Below are 16,891 nucleotides of genomic sequence, written 5' to 3' on the forward strand. Positions count from 1 at the left end.
GCTATTGGGGCCGTGGGTCCCGTAGCTCAGGTGGATAGAGCGTCGGATTCCTAATCCGAAGGCCACAGGTTCGAATCCTGTCGGGGACACCAGCTCAGCCTACGCAACAAGGAAAAGAGGCGCTCGGCATATCCGGAGCGACGCCATATCGGGGTCGTTCGGAAGAGCCGGAGCGCCTCATTCACGGCCTCTTGGGGAGAGGCCGGGGATGCGATCGAAGACGTTCGGAACAACCGGAGTAACCCAATCCTTGCGGAGGGATATTCGGCAAATCCCGTAGCGACTTCGGGAAAATGCCTAATCCGTCGTACCTAAGCAATCGTTAAGGCGTGCGAAATTTTGGCCTGCGCCGCTTAAATCCGGGCGCGCCGGTCCGTCCGCTGGGCCAGCCATGACAGCGCGACCACGCCCCCGGAAATTCCCAGCAGCAAGGCGCAGGTTCCGCCCCATCCGGCGGCATCGTAGATCGTGGTGCCGAGCACGCTCCCCAGCGCTCCGCCGGTGAACATGATGACGATGTAGCTGGTCGTGAGACGCGTGCGGATGTCCGGCTCAAGCGCGAGAAAGGTCATTCGCCCGGTCACATCGATCGTCGGGCCGACCAGGTTCACCAGTGTCAGAGGCACCAGCAACGTCCAGATGCTGAATCCCAGCGGATAGAACAGCGCAATCCCTGCCAGCTGGACCAGCGCGGCGATCGAACGCGCGCGCCGGGGACCGATCCGGTCCGCCCAGCGCCCTAGCCGCGGGGTCGCGAAAATGCTGACCGCTGCGATCCCGGCAAGATAGCCGACGGCGTCGACTCCATAGCCAAGCTCGGCGCTGGTGAGATGCAGCGCCAGGGCGAGCCAGGTCGCGGTAAAGGCGGCAAAGTTGAGCGCCTGGATGATCGCCGAGATCATGGTGTCGCGGTGCTGCGCCGCAAGGATGAACACCGAGCTGATGAGCGCGCCGTAACTGCCGCTGGGTCGCTTCGTCACGTCCGCGTCGCTGCGCATCGCGAGCGGCAGCGCGAGCGTGGTCACGGCCATGATGGCGAAGGCGCACCAGTAGACGGTGCGCCAACCGAAGTGTTCGGCGACGATCCCTGCGCCCACCCGCGCGACCAGAATTCCGAAGATCACCCCGGCGGTGAGCAGCGCGGTGACCTGTCCGAGCCGTTCGGGCGCCACGCGCTTCGAGGCGAATGCGGGGATGAGATAGGGCGCGATGGTGACGAAACCGAGCAGCGTCGATGACAGGGTGAAGAGCAGGAAACCTTGCGCCAGCGCCATGCCGAGCAGGAACAGGCTCTGCGCGGCGACGAAGACCAGACAGAGCAGCCGGTTCGAGAAACGGTCGCCGAGCGGCAACAGCAGCAGGATGCCGAGCGCCAGCGCCAGCTGGTTGAGCGCCGGGACAATCCCGATCCGGGCCTCGCCGACGTCGAAACCGACCGCGACCTCGCCGATGATCGGGTGGATGTAATACGCGTTGGCAGTCACCGCCGCGACCGTCACCGCAAGTGCATATTCCTGCGCGCGGCCAAGATAGCCGTCGGCCTCGCTCAAGCGAGAAAGCTCGCCGTCCTGGCGGTGTCGATGACGCCCTGCGCAAGTTCGGCCGGGCGATCCTCCTGACAGAAATGCCCGCAGGTCGAGAGCATAGCGTGCGGCATGCCCTGAGCCCCCGCGATGCGGCTTGCGAGCGTTTCGCCGAGCCCGCCGGTTACCGGGTCGTCCTCTCCGAACAGCGTCAGGAACGGCTTGTCGTACGCGGCCAGTCCAACCCATGCCCGTTTGTTCTGCGCGATCCCGTCCATACCGTCTTCGACCGGGACCAGCGCCGGGAATGCCCGCGCGCCCGCCTTGCTCGGCTCGTCGGGGAAGGGCGCGTCATAGGAGGCGATTTCGGCTTCGCTGCGCTCGGTCGCGGTGGCGCGTTGCAGCAGCTCGCCGATCATGAAATCGGGCGAGGTCTTGGCGAAGTGTCGCCACGCGAGGAATGCGGGCGAGGGGGTCCCGCCGGTCGGCAGGAAGGTGTTGCTGGCAACGACGCAGGCAAAGCGATCGGGTTCCTCGCCGACCATTCGCAGGCCGAGCAGCCCGCCCCAGTCTTGGCAGAACAGCGCTGCCGGCTGAGGCACCACGGCGTCGCGCCACTGCTTGAGCCAGCTGACGTGCCGATCGTAAGTGTAGAAGCCGATATCGTCGGGCTTGTCGCTCTTGCCGAACCCGATCAGGTCGGGCGCGAGACAGCGGAACCCGGCATCGACGAGGACCGGGATCATCTTGCGATAGAGGAAGCTCCAGCTCGGCTCGCCGTGGAACAGCAGGACGGGCGGCGCATCCTGCGGCCCTTCGTCGAGATAGTGCATCCGCCCGCTATAGCCGTCGCCAAGGTCGACGGCGATCCAGTGCTCTTCAAACGGATAATCGGGCAGATCGGTGAAGCGGGCCGGGTCGGATGTCAGTATCTTCATTGATCTCTTCTCCTGTCGAGGAGTCGAGTAGCATGAAAAAACCGATCAACCACCAGTGCTCGGCTCCCCCGGGTTCTCGCCCATCGGCACCTTCTCCTTGAACGTGTGCGTGATGTACGGGAACGGGATTTCGATGCCCGCCTCGTCGAGGCCGCGCTTGATCGCGCGAACAACCTGGTCCTTGCTCTCGCGTCCCGAACGCGGGGCCGATCCGGACCACCAGCGCACCAGGAAATCGACCGACGACGAATTGAATTCCTGCGCGAACACATCGACGCCCTTCTCGTCATCCACTTGCTCGATTACGCTCACTGCCGTGCGGATTACGTCTGCCGCCTCGTCGAGGTTGGTGTCGTAGGAAACGCCGATCACGACATCGTGCCGCCGCTGTTCCCGATCGGTCAGGATTTCGACCGGGTTCTTGAACAGCACCGAATTGGGCACGACGGTCAGTTCTCCCGATAGCGCGCGGATGTGGGTTTCGCGCAGGGTTATGTGCTCGACCTTGCCGATGATGCCCTCGCATTCGATCACGTCGCCGATCCGCATCTTTTCGCGGACCATGATCAGCACCCCTGCGAGGAAATTCTCGAAGATATCCTGAAACGCAAATCCGATCGCGACCGCGCCGATGCCCAGTCCCGCGATCAGGCTGCCGGGCGTCAGGTCGGGGAACACGACAATCGCGGCAATCATCAGGCCGAGAACCCACGTGCCCAGCTTCACGAGAGTCTCGATCAGCTGTCGCAGCGACGGACGGATATCGGTCTTGCCGATCAGCAGATCGGTGATTTTCGCGGTGAAGCGCGCGACGATCGCGGTGATGACGACGATAATGAGTGAGATCGCAATTTGCGGAAGCATGGCGACGAATCCGGTGGCCATGGCGTTGTTCTGGTTGGTCAGTGTCGTGAGCATGATTGTTTCGGCAAACCTCCTGTTTGTTGTTGAACGGCACTCGGCTATCCCAAGTTCCGAAAAATACCGCGATCCGATGGCCCGCCGGGCGCAATTCTGATCGCGCACGGCGTTTTGCGCTTGAACCGCGTCGTTAACTGTGATTCTAAGTGTTTCGGGGGCCACGGGACACGATGCGACAACCGCCGCGAGATCAGATGAAGCAGGGATTGGCGCTGATGGCGCTGCTGATCCTGACCGGACTGGCGATTGCCGGGCCGACCGGTCTGCTCGCCTGGAGCGAGAACTCCCAGCTGCTCGAACAGCGCGAGGCGCAGATTGCCGCGCTTACCGACAAGCGCGATGCGCTCAAGAACCGCGTCGAACTGCTCGATCCCGAAGCCGCCGATCCCGATCTCATCGGAGAATTGCTGCGGCATCAGAATGTCGTTCATCCCGATGAACTGGTCGTCACGCTCGAAGACGAGTGACACCCCGGATCGGCGCGCAAACCGAACGCTTCGATCTCGTCCATTCACACGGCTTTCCGTTGCGTAATGGAAATTTGCCCGCCAATAGGGATGCAGCGCATCCCCCTTTCCGGCGCGCTGTCATTCGACACCAGAGAACAAAGGAAACGAGCCTTGGCCAAACAGCCCAGCAAGGCAAAGAGCACGGCGAAAAAGCCGGCGAACCGCAAGCCTGCCGCCACCAAGCAGGCCGCGAAGTCGGCGCCGTCGGACGATCCGGATTTCGTCCTGCATTCGCTGCAAGAGGAATTCGAATCCAGCAAGCGGTTCAACGCCAGCATCGATCAGATGCTCGCATTCTACGAGCAGATGCTGCTGATCCGCCGCTTCGAGGAAAAGGCCGGGCAGCTTTACGGGCTCGGGCTGATTGGTGGATTCTGCCATCTGTACATCGGGCAGGAAGCGGTGGCGATCGGGCTGCAATCGGCGCTTGATGGCGACAAGGACAGCGTGATCACCGGCTATCGCGATCATGGTCACATGCTCGCCTACGGCATCGATCCCAAGGTCATCATGGCCGAGCTGACCGGTCGCGAAGCGGGCATTTCGAAGGGCAAGGGCGGCTCGATGCACATGTTCAGCACCGAGCACAAATTCTATGGCGGCCACGGCATCGTCGGCGCGCAGGTGGCACTGGGCGGCGGCCTCGCGCTGGCGCATCAGTACAAGGGCGACGGCGGTATCTGCCTCGCCTATTTTGGCGACGGCGCGGCCAACCAGGGGCAGGTCTACGAAACGTTCAACATGGCCGCGCTCTGGAACCTGCCGATCGTGTTCGTGGTCGAGGACAACCAGTACGCGATGGGCACGTCGACCAAGCGATCGTCGGCCGAAACGCGATTTTACCGGCGCGGTACGTCGTTCCGCATTCCCGGGATGGAAGTGAACGGAATGGACGTGCTCGAGGTTCGTGCTGCGGCCGAGGTCGCGTTCAAGCATGTGCGCGAGGGCAAGGGGCCGGTGCTGATGGAGCTCAACACCTACCGCTATCGCGGACATTCGATGTCCGACCCGGCAAAATACCGCACCCGAGAAGAAGTGCAGGACCAGCGCGACCACCACGACCCGATCGAGGGGCTGAAGAAGGTTCTGATCGAACAGGGCAAGAGCGAGGAAGACCTCAAGGCGATCGACAAGGAGATCCGCGCCCGCGTGGCCGAGGCTGCCGATTTCGCCGAAAATTCACCCGAGCCGGAACCGTCGGAACTCTACACCGACGTGCTGGTGGAGAGCTACTGATGGGTATCGAACTCAAGATGCCGGCGCTGTCGCCGACCATGGAAGAAGGCACGCTGGCCAAATGGCTCGTCAAGGAGGGCGACGAGATCGCTCCGGGTGACATCATCGCCGAGATCGAGACCGACAAGGCGACGATGGAATTCGAAGCCATCGACGATGGCGTGATCGGCAAGATCCTGGTGCCCGAGGGTACCGAGAACGTCGCGGTCGGCACCGTGATCGCGATGCTCGACGGGGAGGGGGATGCATCCCCCGCTCCCGCACCTGCGGCGAAGCCAGCGCCGGCTCCCGCGCCTGTTCCCAAACCGGCGGCGGAAAAGCCCAAACCTGCCGCGACAGCGCAAGATCCCGAAATTCCCGATGGCACCAGCTTCACCGCGGTCTCGGTCCGCGAGGCGTTGCGCGACGCGATGGCCGAGGAAATGCGCCGCGACGAACGTGTGTTCGTGATGGGCGAGGAAGTCGCCGAGTATCAGGGCGCTTACAAGGTGACGCAGGGCCTGCTCGACGAATTCGGCCCCAAACGCGTGATCGACACGCCGATCACCGAATACGGGTTTGCCGGTATCGGTGCAGGCGCGGCGATGGGCGGATTGCGTCCAATCGTCGAGTTCATGACCTTCAACTTCGCGATGCAGGCCATCGACCACATCATCAACTCGGCAGCCAAGACGAATTACATGTCGGGTGGCCAGATGCGGTGCCCGATCGTGTTCCGCGGCCCCAATGGTGCGGCTTCGCGCGTGGGTGCGCAGCACAGCCAGAATTACGGCCCGTGGTACGCCAGCGTCCCCGGCCTGATCGTCATCGCGCCCTACGACAGCGCCGATGCCAAGGGGCTGTTGAAAGCCGCGATCCGAAGCGAGGACCCGGTGGTCTTCCTGGAAAACGAGCTGGTCTATGGCCGCAGCTTCGATGTCCCCGACCTCGACGATCACGTCCTTCCCATCGGCAAGGCTCGGATCATGCGGGAAGGGTCAGACGCCACCATCGTCAGCTATTCGATCGGGGTCGGGCTAGCACTCGAAGCCGCGGAGACGCTGGCGGGCGAGGGCATCGACGCCGAAGTGATCGACCTGCGCACGCTGCGCCCGCTCGACAGGCAGGCGATCCTCACAAGTCTCGCCAAGACCAACCGTCTGGTGGTGGCAGAAGAGGGCTGGCCGACCTGCTCGATCGCGAGCGAGATCATCTCGATCTGTATGGAAGAGGGTTTTGACGATCTCGATGCGCCGGTGCTGCGGGTGTGCAACGAAGACGTGCCGCTGCCCTATGCCGCCAACCTCGAACATCTCGCGCTGATCGATGCCGAGAGGATCGTCGAAGCGGTGAAAAAGGTCTGTTACGTCTGATGCGGCTGAGGGGGGAGGGACGCCGTTGGCATCTCTCCCGCGAGGTTCAGGGGCGTTCGGACTTGAACTGGTTGCATCGCGCGGTGTTTTGTCCCGTCGGTGAGGCATACAGCTGCGTCAGGTCGCGATTGTCGCGAATGTTGAACGCAGCAGTGTAGCTGATCGTTTCGCCTTCGAGGTAATCGAACGGCGTGATCGGCTGGTAGTCGTAAACCACCTCGACGAACATCACGGCAGTCCCCGAACTCGCGGTGATTTCCTTGCCGCTTTCGCCCATGCCGGCAAACGAGGTTCCGGAGTCGCCGTCGCCTTGCGCTCCGAAGCTCGAGGTATGATTCTTCAGACCGCGACACCGCTGCCAGTGAATCCACTGACCGCCTTCGGAATTCTGTTCGAGGCTCGACAGGATGATCCGTCCGTGATCGAAGATGTCGAGCCGCTCGCCGAGCTTTTCCGCCCCGACAAACACCTGGTTGATGTCGTCTTCATAGACCTTGCGGGCCAGCAGAACGTCCTGTTCGCCAACGCGCGACGCGTTATCGGCCACCTGCATCGCAATCTGGCTCACTTCCATGTGGACCAGCGCGTAATAGGCAGTTTCCGTGCCGAGCAAGCCCAGCGACAGCATGATCGGCGCGGTGAACGCGAATTCGACCATCGCAACACCCGATTTGGCGCCGGGCAGATCACGCAAGCGGCGCTTGATGCCGGCGAAGCGGCCGGTCTTGGTTTTCGCTGCAGGAATCATGGGCAATTACCGATTTCGACGTTGCGGTTCTGTTGATCGTAGGGCTGGTTGCGCAACACGGTTGAGGCTTTGAGCGTCATGTTTTCGCTCATTCCCACCAGACCGGCCATCGGGAACAGGCGAGGCCATTCGACCGTGGCTTCGTACAGCACGGCGTCGCGCGCACCGCCGATGCCGGAAGCACCGCGGTTCGCGTCCCATTGGCCGTTGCCGTTTGCATCCTCGAAGGGTTCGCCATTGTTGCAGACCGAGTCTCCGTCGTCGTCGGTGAAGTTTTCCGCTTCGCCAACGTCGCTGAAATCGAAATGCGAAAGCTTTTGGAGCGTCACCGTCGCGTTGTTCGGGACCACGGTCTTGATCTGGTCGATCACCGCCTGATCGATCGTGCCCTGCCGGCTTCCGGCGGATTCGAGCGTCATGTCGCGCCCCGCCTTCTGCATCGCACCGTTGATCTGGGCCGCAGTGTATTGCGTGTGCGCCAGGTCGAAGATGCCCATGAGAAGCACGCACAGGACGGGGGCGACAAACCCGAATTCGGTCAGCGTCGCACCCCGCTCGTCGCGGCGCAGGCGTTTGAGGAGCCGGGGCCCGATCATGAAGTCAGCCTCAGGTCTGCAATTTGTTCCGCAATGTCGCGGAAGGTCTGCCGCAGTTCATCGGCATCGTCCGCCTGGAAGGCGCGGCCCGAAGTGGCGCAGTTGCGCAGGTTGGCGCTCAGATCGGTACCGAACGCGATGGTCCAGACCGAAATGTTCTTGTTGCGGGCTGCACGGCATGCCGCCTGGAAACGTTCGGCGTGGCGACTTGCCATCTGCGACGAGGAACCGTTGTCCGTAATCCGGCGATCCCACCATTCGATCCCGTAGAGTCCGTAGACGCGCTGGTTGGTCGCCTGCGTGCCGTCGGTCATGAAGATGATGTGGCGGGTGATTGCGTCACCGTTCGGCGCGGTCGCATTCGAGCCCGAGAAGATGCCGTCGGGCGAAATGAAGCGTGCGCCCCAGAGCATTCCGAAGTCGTGGTAGGTGTTGCCACGAGCGCGCAGCGAATCGACGTAGGTTTCAAGCGTTGATTCGGTCCACGCGTCCGACAGGCGGCGCGCAGCGACCGGGCAGACGTGCTGTCCGCGGCCGTTTACGCTATCGAGATTCTCGGTCGTTCCGACTTCCTCGTAGATCCATGAATCGTTGTCCCACAGACTGCCGTCGTCCGTGTGCCGGTAATACACCGCTCCCGGCAGCGCGGGCTTCCAGCGCTCCTCATCGGTCGAAGGCACGAGGTCGATATTGAGATCGTGGGCTCCGGCAGGGACCGGATTAAAGCTCGCCTGGGCGACCGTGTTCGCTTCCTGAATACACCCGTCCCAATTGTGCGTTACGGTCGAGCCGTTGTTGCCGGTCGGGGTCGTGACCGGGTTTCCGAGACCGGCTCCGGCATTGAAGTTCGACACATCGAAAGTAACCGGACGGTACTGCCACTGAGCGACCGTGATCGTTTCGGGTTCCTCGACGTCGTCCTCGTCGGCCTGACGATACTTGTCGATCCGGCCTACGCAGGCGGCACGCCACTGCGTGCTGGCACCGTAGCGGTTCCAGACGTTCAGCCAGTAATCCGAAGAGGTGACGCGCCACAGCTCGTCGCCAACCCGGTATTCTTCGCCTTCCATGCGGAGGCACTTGTTCCGCGCGGGGTTGTCCGCCTTGCCGGAATCGTTGTCCTTGTTCTTCCACTGGTAGCTGGAAATCCAGACGCCACCGCCGAAGTTATCAGGATCGCGCGGCATGTATTCGTAAGTCTGCCGGTCGAGAATCCAGTCGCCGATTTCGACGCCGCTGCCGGGCACTTCGGTAGTGGTTTCGACCCAGACACGCGATTGATACGTGGCCGAATCCGCCATCCAAGACTTGATCGACTGGCCGACATTCACCCCCTGCGAGTACGGCACGAAGCCATAACGCACCTGCGCCTGCGGCGACGTCGAACTTTCGACGATATCATAGAAATCGACCACCGCTTCGCGCACCGCCTGCAGGCGCGAACCGTTCACGCCGCCGCTGACATATTCGGTGTTGCCGTTGTTCGAACAGTCGTCGTCGATCCCCTGTTCGGCGGGGCAGTTCATCGAACCGGTGACGTCGAGCACGAACATCACATCGGTGTTGGCGATGTTGATATCGGCCGAACAGCTCACGCTGACGTTGAATTCATCGTAACCGAAAATATGCATCAGGCTCGTCGGCAGAGTGCCGGTCGCGGTTCCGCTCACCACGCCCGAATCGTTGGCGGAATAGGCGCGCGTCCTGTTTTCGAGGCCGAACAGGCCATCGTTGTAGTTCTGATCGAAGAACGCGTTGCCGACCTGTTCGTCCTCGGTCGAAAAGTCGCCGTCGTCCATTGCGCGCCGCGCGGCGAGCGCGCCGGCGTCGCAGGCTGCCTGTAGACGCGTGGTCGTCATGTAATAACGACTCGCGTCGACGGCGCCGCCGACCATGCCGATCAAGGGGACCAGCGCCGCCGCCGAAATGACGATGGTGTTGGCCGTGGGATCCGCGGCAAGCCGGCGGAAGAACGAGAGTATACCCATGCGTTTCGAGTCCCTGTTCGGAGTCGTTCGCGAAAGAGTGCGAGAAAACAGCTGCATGGACCGGACTTAGCGCAGTCTGGTAAGCGCATTGCGAAGGCGCATGGTTAACCTCAGGTAAAAGCGCGCTCGGCCCCAAAAAACCTCGTCATCTGCGCCGATATGGGACGATCAGCTTGACAATTGTTTGCTCGCAGCAGCTAGCACTGCCCGTTGTGAAAGGTTCTCCCAGCGAATCCCTGCCCCCGAACTCGTACTGGCCGTCGCCCACACTCCGGGATCGGTGCGTGCCCGACTGTCCGCAGCGCTGGCGCTGGATCAGAGGCTGGCGCGCATAGTTTCCGCAACCACCGAACCGATGCTGGGGCAAATGCGCCTCGCCTGGTGGCGCGACATGCTCGCGCTACGCACGCCGGATCGCCCCGCCGGAGACGCGGCTCTCAGCGCAATCGGAGCGCATTGGTCGGGGGACGAGCAGGCGTTGATCGACGTCGTCGATGGCTGGGAAGTGCTGCTGGTGTCGGTTGCGCTCGCAGACGCCGATCTGGTTCGGATTGCAAGAGGTCGCGGCGCGCCGTTTGTGGCCCTGTTCGGCGGGGCTTCGCTTCGGTCCGCCGCGCGCGTCTCCGCCGCTGCGACCCGGTTCGTTTGCGCCGATCTCGCCATTCGTCTGAGCGATGCCGAGGAGCGCCGCAGGGCGATCCGTCTGGGGCTCGACCAGACCGATGACGGAGAACGCCTGCCGCGCGAGGCGCGCGGTCTCCGCGTACTCGAGGCGCTGGCGCTGCGCGCCCTGGAACGCGGCGGAAAGCCCTTGATGGAAGGACGCGGGGCCGCGCTCACCGCATTGAAGGCGGGTTTCTTCGGCCGTTGAATACGTGTAATCCCCGATGAATATTGCAACGGGGCCAAGATGCGTCAAACTGTACTCGGAGTATTCGTCGGATTGATACTTGCCGGTGTCGGCGTGTTCTGGTGGCAGGGCAGGGCGCAAGTCGAGGTCAATGCGCCTCCGCCTCCCGCAGCCGAGAACATCGCGAAGACCCCCGACGAATTGCCGCAAGCCGATCCCGGCGAACTGACCGGCCCGGCGCCACCCGAGGCAAGCGAGTTGACGCGGGAGGAAAAGCGGTTCTTCCGCTACGATCGCAATCGCGACCGGAAGATCACCCGCAACGAGATGCTTTCAAGCCGTTCGGATGCCTTCCGGAAACTCGATGTCGACGGCAACAACCTGCTGACGTTCGAGGAATGGGCGGTCACCACCGCGCAGCGCTTCGACGGAGCCGACGCCGACAGGAACGGTGAGCTTTCGCCGAAGGAATTCGCGACAACCGCGCCAAAGCGCCCAGCACGCAAGCCCGCCTGCCGCTGCTGATCAGGCGGGTACCGGTTCGCGCGTGTCGTTGACCCAGGCGGCCAGGTCTGCCTTGGCGCGGCTGGTATAGGCTTCCTTGCGCGCCTTCTTCCTGACCTCGTGCAGCGGCGGAAACAGCCCGAAGTTGACGTTCATGGGCTGGAACGTGTCCGCCTCGGCGTCTCCCGTGATGTGGCTCAGCAGCGCACCCATCGCGGTCGTCGCGGGCAAGGGCTTCCATGCCCGCCCTGCGAGTTCGCCGGCAGTCATGATCCCGGCAACGAGCCCGATCGCCGCGCTTTCGACATAGCCTTCGCATCCGGTCACCTGCCCGGCGAAGCGGATATGCGGCGCGGCTTTCAACCGCAGCTGTCGATCGAGCACGTGAGGCGAATTCAGGAACGTGTTGCGGTGCAATCCCCCGAGCCTCGCGAACTCGGCATTTTCCAGCCCCGGGATGGTGCGGAAGAGCTCCACCTGCGCAGCGTATTTGAGCTTGGTCTGGAACCCGACCATGTTCCACAGCGTGCCCAGCTTGTTGTCCTGCCGCAGTTGCACCACCGCGTAAGGCCAGCGTCCCTGCGGGAATTCGGGCGTTGCATCGCGGGGATTGTCGAGCCCGACCGGCTTCATCGGACCGAACCGGAGCGTGTCGACACCGCGCGCCGCCATCACCTCGATCGGCATGCAGCCGTCGAAATAGGGCGTATCCTTCTCCCACTCCTTGAATTCGGTCTTCTCGCCATCGATCAACCCCTGGTGAAAGGCGAGGTACTGTTCCTGCGTCATCGGGCAGTTGATGTAGTCGCCGCCTTCGTTCGAGGCTTCGGTCCGTTTGTTCCAGCGCGACTGGATCCATGCGATCTCCATATCGATGCTGTCGCGGTGGACGATCGGGGCGATTGCATCGAAAAACGCGAGCCGTTCCTCGCCCGTTGCACCGACGATGCTTTCCGCCAGCGCCGTGGCCGTCAGCGGTCCGGTGGCAACGATGGTCAGCCCGGCATCGGGCAGCCGGTCGATCCGCTCGCGCGCGATCGTGACATTTGGGTGCTCGCGCAGCGCCTTTTCCACCTCGGCAGAAAACACGTTGCGATCGACCGCCATCGCACTGCCCGCCGGGACCCGGGCGATTTCGCCGGCGCGCATCACCAGACTGTCGAGCGCGCGCATTTCGTGGTGCAGCAGACCGACCGCGTTGGCTTCGTCGTTGTCCGAACGGAAGCTGTTCGAGCACACCAGCTCCGCCAGACCGTCGGTCTGGTGCGCCGGAGTCATCTCACCGGAGCCACGCATTTCGGACAGGCGCACCTTTACTCCGCGCCGGGCCAGCTGCCAGGCAGCCTCGCTACCGGCGAGTCCACCGCCGATGATGTGAACGTCGTGGGTTTTCGTCGTGCCTGTCATGGAGCGGGCGGTAATTGCGTGCTAGCGCGACCGCAAGAGGGAGCGGGACAGATGCCCAAACGCGCATTGGTGGAACATCGGCCCTGGATTCTGGCGAGCCTGGCCGCCGCCACCGTATATTACCTGGTCTGGGACGACCCGATCGGCGAGCTTTACCTGACGTTCCTGAAAGGAGCGGGCGTCGGCTTGCTGGCGGTCTATGCGATGCGGCGCACGAGCGGCTTCGACGGGGCGATCCTGGTGATTGCGCTGGCGCTGGCTGCGGCGGCCGACATGGTTCTGATTCACGATTTCCGACTGGGCGGCGCCTTGTTCCTTGCCTCGCATATTGCTGCGATCGTGCTGTACCTGCGCAATCTGAGACCAACCACAACGTTCAGCCAGAAACTGCTCGCGGCCGGATTGCTGGTTGGGGCGCCGGCGATTGCCTATCTGCTGAGCCTGCGGGCCGATATCGCGCTCTACGCCGTCGGTCTGGGGGCGATGGCCGCCACCGCCTGGATGAGCCGCTTCTCCCGCTATCGCGTCGGTTTAGGCGCGGTGCTGTTCGTCATCAGCGACTGGCTGATCTTCAGCCGCGAGGGTCCGATCGACCTCGCGCCGCTACCCAATCTGCTGATCTGGCCGCTATACTATATCGGCCAGCTGCTGATCGCGACCGGGATCGTCCAGACGCTCCGCGCCGATCACGAAATCTAGGCTGAAACGGCGGCGATGGTGGTGCGGTGCAATTCGCGCCGGTGCCCTTCGTAGCCGCCGGTGGCCTTGTGGTTGACACTGCGATTGTCCCACATCACGAGCATGCCCGGTTCCCAGCGGTGGCGGTAGACGAAGCGGTCCTGTTCGCACCATTGATGCAGTTCCATCACCATTTGCAGCGACTCGGCATCGCTCATCCCCTCGATCCCGACCGTGTAGCTGATGCTGCAGAACAGCGCGTCCTCGCCGGTTTCCGGGTGCCGTTTCACCAGCGGGTGGGCCTGGCGCGCACGGGCGCTTTCGCCGGGCCTGATGGCCATCGAACGGTTTGAATCGTGATCGCCGTACACCCCGTCGGGCGCATATCCGCGCGCCGCAGAATGGATCGCGGTGAGGCTGCGCAGATGATCCTTGCGCTCGTCGGGCAGGGCGGCAAACGCGGCGATCTGGTCGGAAAAGAGCGTGTCTCCGCCCAAGGGCGGGATTTCGATGGCAAGCAGGCATGTGCCCGAGGGCGGTCGGGGCAGGAAACTCCAGTCCGAATGCCAGTTCTCGGCAAACAGCGGGCTGGTTTCGTCGGCTTCGCGTGTGATCGCGGCGATATTCTTGCGCCCGGGGATCGGATCGAAGAACGGATCCTCGCCGAATTCACCCATCGCGAGAGTGAAGCGTTCCAGCGCATCGTCGTCCATTCGCTGACCGGTGAACGCCAAAACCCTGTGCTCAAGCCACGCCGAGCGGATCGCCGCGATGGTCTGAGGGTCGAGCGCCTCCGAGAGGTCGACGCCCGTAACCCGCGCGCCGCATGCCTGGCCGGAGGATTCGATCCGCATTCCTATCCGCCCGGTTCGCCGTCGATATTCTTGTCCGAATGGGCCGTCGTATCGGGCGAGGTCTCGTCGTCCCCGCCGCGCCGATCGACCATCTCCTCGACAACCGCTTCCTCGGCCTCGTTCTCCGGTTCTTCGGTTTCGTCGATCTTGACTGCGCTGACGATGTGTTCGTTCTTGGACACATCGAACAGCCGGACGCCCGCCGTGTTGCGACCGAGCACCCGCAGACTTTCGAGCCCGATACGGATCAGCTTGGCCTGATCGGTCACCAGCATCAACTGTTCGCCCGTCTTGACCGGGAAACTGGCGACGACTGGTCCGTTGCGATCGATGTTGTCGATATTAATCAGGCCCTGGCCGCCGCGCCCGATGCGGCGGTATTCGAACGCCGACGAAACCTTGCCGTAGCCGTTGGCGCACACAGTGAGGATGAACTGTTCGCGTTCCTTGAGCAGGTCGTAGCGATCGCCATCAAGGTCGGGATTTCCTTCCTTTTCACCCTTCCACGGCGCATACTTGAGATATTCTGCCCGCTCATCGGCGGTCGTACCGGTCGCTCCCAGCGTGGAGAGCGAGACGACCTCGTCGCCTTCGGCCAGCTTCATCCCGCGCACACCGGTGGAGGTGCGCGAGGTGAATTCGCGCACGTCCTCGGCGGCGAAGCGAATGGCCTTCCCCTGGCGCGAGGCGAGCAGCACGTCGTCGGTCGAGTTGAGCACGGCCACGCCGATCAGCTTGTCCTCGCTGTCCTCGTCGAACTTCATCGCGAACTTGCCGTTCGACGGGATATTGGTGAAGGCGTCCATGCTGTTGCGACGGACATTGCCCTTCGCAGTCGCGAACACCACCGACAGCGCCCCCATTCGTCCTCGTCTTCGGGGAGGGGGAGCACGGTGCGGATCGTTTCGCCTTCGTCGAGCGCTGGCAGCATGTTGATGATCGGTCGTCCGCGCGTGGTCGGGCCACCTTCGGGCAGTTTCCAGACCTTGAGGCGGTAGACCTTGCCGGCAGTCGAGAAGAACAGCACCGGATTGTGCGTCGAGGTGACGAACAGCTCGGCAATCGCATCCTCGTCCTTGGTCGACATACCCGCACGGCCCTTGCCCCCGCGGTTCTGCGCGCGGAAGGTCGAAAGCGGGGTACGCTTGATGTAACCGTCGAGGGTTACCGTAACGACCATGTCGTCGCGCTCGATCAGGTCTTCATCCTCGAGCCCGTCCCATGCGGGCGCAATTTCGGACACGCGCGGCGTGGCGTAACTCGCGCGCACTTCCTCAAGCTCGTCGCGCATCAATCCGTAAAGCTTGACCCGGTCGGCAAGGATCGAGAGCAGTTCCGCGATCTCGTCGGCGAGGTGTTGCAACTCGTCGCCGATCTCGTCGCGGCCCATCGCGGTGAGACGGTGGAGCCGCAGTTCGAGGATCGCCTTCACCTGCCGCTCGGACAGTTTGTAGGTGCCGTCCGCTTCGTCGGCAGAGGGCTCGATAGCCTCGACCAGCTGGATGTATTGGGCGATGTCGCCAATCGGCCATTCCTTGGCGAGCAGCTTGGCACGCGCGTCGGCCGGGTTCGCCGCGCCCCGGATCATCGCCACCACTTCGTCGAGGTTCGAGACCGCGACCACCAGGCCCAGCAACAGATGGGCACGTTCGCGCGCCTTGTTGAGCTCGAATTTGGTGCGCCGGGTGATGACCTCTTCGCGGAAGGCGATAAAGCTTTGGATGATATCGCGCAGCGTCAGCGTTTCGGGGCGACCGCCCCGGATCGCCAGCATGTTCGCCGGGAAAGAGGATTGCGCCGGGGTATAGCGCCACAGCTGGTTGAGCACGACCTCGGCGCTGGCATCGCGCTTGAGATCGATCACGACCCGCACGCCTTCGCGCGAGCTTTCGTCGCGGATGTCGGAAATGCCCTCGATCCGCTTGTCCTTCGCCGCCTCGGCGATCTTTTCAACCAGGCCTGATTTCCCGACCTGATAGGGCATCGATGTGAGCACGATGGACTGGCGATCGCCGCGCTTTTCCTCAATCTCGTGGCGGCTGCGCATCAGGACCGACCCGCGCCCGGTGGTGTAGGCGGCTCTCGCGCCGCTGGTGCCGAGGATCAGCGGAGCGGTGGGGAAATCAGGCCCCGGAATGTATTCGATCAGTTCCTCGGAGGTGATCCCGGGGTTCGCGATGAAGGCCAGGCAACCGTCGATCACTTCGCCGAGATTGTGTGGCGGCACGTTGGTGGCCATGCCGACCGCGATCCCGCCCGCTCCGTTGACCAGCAGGTTGGGAAACCGCGCCGGAAGAACGACCGGTTCCTTGTTCTCGCCATCGTAATTCGGGACGAAATCGACCGTATCCTTGTCGAGATCGTCGAGCAGGGTGTTCGTGACCCGGGCCAGGCGCGCCTCGGTATAGCGCATCGAGGCGGGCGGATCGGGGTCCATCGACCCGAAATTGCCCTGGCCATCGACCAGCGGAACCCGCATCGACCAGTCTTGCGTCATGCGCGCCAGCGCATCGTAGATCGCGGCGTCACCGTGGGGGTGGTAGTTGCCCATCACGTCGCCGACGATCTTCGCACTCTTGCGATACTTGCGCCCGGCGACATAGCCGCCTTCCTGGCTCGCATAGAGGATCCGGCGGTGCACGGGCTTCAGCCCGTCGCGCACATCGGGCAGCGCGCGCGCCACGATCACGCTCATCGCGTAATCGAGGTAACTGGTCTTCATTTCATCGACGATATCGATGCGTTCGTAATCGCCCATCGGAGAAGGCGGAGTGGAATCGAGAATGT

General features: G+C 63.1%; 14 protein-coding genes, 1 tRNA gene and 1 pseudogene. 7 read left to right on the top strand and 9 right to left on the bottom strand.

Annotated elements, in window-relative coordinates:
• Positions 1-16: 16 nt before the first annotated feature.
• Positions 17-92: transfer RNA gene (locus KDC96_RS04565), tRNA-Arg, on the top strand.
• A gap of 261 nt (positions 93-353) precedes the next feature.
• On the opposite strand, the gene KDC96_RS04570 is transcribed toward KDC96_RS04565, so the two are convergent.
• The 3 genes from KDC96_RS04570 to KDC96_RS04580 are packed head-to-tail and all read right to left on the bottom strand — an operon-like array spanning position 354 to position 3,379.
• A complete protein-coding gene (locus tag KDC96_RS04570) occupies positions 354-1,550 on the bottom strand; it encodes an MFS transporter (protein WP_249171923.1) in 1,197 nt (398 codons plus the stop codon).
• Positions 1,547-2,461 (bottom strand): haloalkane dehalogenase, encoded by a 915-nt coding sequence (locus tag KDC96_RS04575; protein WP_212451078.1) that lies wholly within the window; start codon positions 2,459-2,461, stop codon positions 1,547-1,549. The genes KDC96_RS04570 and KDC96_RS04575 overlap by 4 nt, the downstream gene beginning before the upstream one ends.
• A gap of 45 nt (positions 2,462-2,506) precedes the next feature.
• Positions 2,507-3,379: a mechanosensitive ion channel family protein gene (locus tag KDC96_RS04580; protein ID WP_212451080.1), complete on the bottom strand. Its 873-nt coding sequence runs from the start codon at positions 3,377-3,379 to the stop codon at positions 2,507-2,509.
• Between the two features lie 197 nt (positions 3,380-3,576).
• Here KDC96_RS04580 and KDC96_RS04585 point away from each other — a divergent pair, with 197 nt between their 5' ends.
• From KDC96_RS04585 to KDC96_RS04595, 3 genes are all read left to right on the top strand, one after another.
• On the top strand, positions 3,577-3,849 hold the full coding sequence (locus KDC96_RS04585; RefSeq protein WP_249171924.1) for a septum formation initiator family protein: 273 nt from the start codon (positions 3,577-3,579) through the stop codon (positions 3,847-3,849).
• 153 nt (positions 3,850-4,002) lie between these two features.
• The gene (pdhA, locus tag KDC96_RS04590; RefSeq protein WP_212451084.1) at positions 4,003-5,127 is read left to right on the top strand and encodes a pyruvate dehydrogenase (acetyl-transferring) E1 component subunit alpha; all 1,125 of its coding nucleotides are present in this window, start codon (positions 4,003-4,005) and stop codon (positions 5,125-5,127) included.
• On the top strand, positions 5,127-6,479 hold the full coding sequence (locus tag KDC96_RS04595; protein ID WP_212451086.1) for a pyruvate dehydrogenase complex E1 component subunit beta: 1,353 nt from the start codon (positions 5,127-5,129) through the stop codon (positions 6,477-6,479). Before pdhA ends, KDC96_RS04595 begins: the two co-directional genes overlap by 1 nt.
• A gap of 46 nt (positions 6,480-6,525) precedes the next feature.
• Here the strand turns inward: KDC96_RS04595 and KDC96_RS04600 are convergent, their stop codons facing one another.
• From KDC96_RS04600 to KDC96_RS04610, 3 genes are read right to left on the bottom strand one after another with little or no spacing between them, the layout of a single operon-like run.
• Positions 6,526-7,227 (bottom strand): TadE/TadG family type IV pilus assembly protein, encoded by a 702-nt coding sequence (locus KDC96_RS04600; protein ID WP_212451088.1) that lies wholly within the window; start codon positions 7,225-7,227, stop codon positions 6,526-6,528.
• Positions 7,224-7,823 (bottom strand): TadE/TadG family type IV pilus assembly protein, encoded by a 600-nt coding sequence (locus tag KDC96_RS04605; RefSeq protein WP_212451090.1) that lies wholly within the window; start codon positions 7,821-7,823, stop codon positions 7,224-7,226. The genes KDC96_RS04600 and KDC96_RS04605 overlap by 4 nt, the downstream gene beginning before the upstream one ends.
• The gene (locus KDC96_RS04610; RefSeq protein ID WP_212451092.1) at positions 7,820-9,811 is read right to left on the bottom strand and encodes a Tad domain-containing protein; all 1,992 of its coding nucleotides are present in this window, start codon (positions 9,809-9,811) and stop codon (positions 7,820-7,822) included. Before KDC96_RS04610 ends, KDC96_RS04605 begins: the two co-directional genes overlap by 4 nt.
• Positions 9,812-10,091: 280 nt before the next feature.
• Here KDC96_RS04610 and KDC96_RS04615 point away from each other — a divergent pair, with 280 nt between their 5' ends.
• Positions 10,092-10,682, top strand: coding sequence for a hypothetical protein (locus KDC96_RS04615; RefSeq protein ID WP_212451094.1), 591 nt, complete (start codon positions 10,092-10,094; stop codon positions 10,680-10,682).
• Between the two features lie 39 nt (positions 10,683-10,721).
• The gene (locus KDC96_RS04620; protein WP_212451096.1) at positions 10,722-11,186 is read left to right on the top strand and encodes an EF-hand domain-containing protein; all 465 of its coding nucleotides are present in this window, start codon (positions 10,722-10,724) and stop codon (positions 11,184-11,186) included.
• Here the strand turns inward: KDC96_RS04620 and trmFO are convergent, their stop codons facing one another.
• Positions 11,187-12,572, bottom strand: coding sequence for a methylenetetrahydrofolate--tRNA-(uracil(54)-C(5))-methyltransferase (FADH(2)-oxidizing) TrmFO (gene trmFO, locus KDC96_RS04625; RefSeq protein ID WP_212451098.1), 1,386 nt, complete (start codon positions 12,570-12,572; stop codon positions 11,187-11,189).
• A 51-nt stretch (positions 12,573-12,623) separates the two neighbouring features.
• On the opposite strand from trmFO, the gene KDC96_RS04630 reads away from it, so the two are divergent.
• Positions 12,624-13,271 (top strand): lysoplasmalogenase family protein, encoded by a 648-nt coding sequence (locus tag KDC96_RS04630; RefSeq protein WP_212451100.1) that lies wholly within the window; start codon positions 12,624-12,626, stop codon positions 13,269-13,271.
• On the opposite strand, the gene KDC96_RS04635 is transcribed toward KDC96_RS04630, so the two are convergent.
• The gene (locus KDC96_RS04635; RefSeq protein ID WP_212451102.1) at positions 13,268-14,104 is read right to left on the bottom strand and encodes a TauD/TfdA family dioxygenase; all 837 of its coding nucleotides are present in this window, start codon (positions 14,102-14,104) and stop codon (positions 13,268-13,270) included. The genes KDC96_RS04630 and KDC96_RS04635 overlap by 4 nt on opposite strands.
• Before the next feature lie 2 nt (positions 14,105-14,106).
• A pseudogene (gene gyrA / locus KDC96_RS04640) lies at positions 14,107-16,862 on the bottom strand (DNA gyrase subunit A).
• Positions 16,863-16,891 lie beyond the last annotated feature (29 nt).

The organism is Erythrobacter sp. JK5 (assembly GCF_018205975.1).
Lineage (GTDB): Bacteria > Pseudomonadota > Alphaproteobacteria > Sphingomonadales > Sphingomonadaceae > Erythrobacter.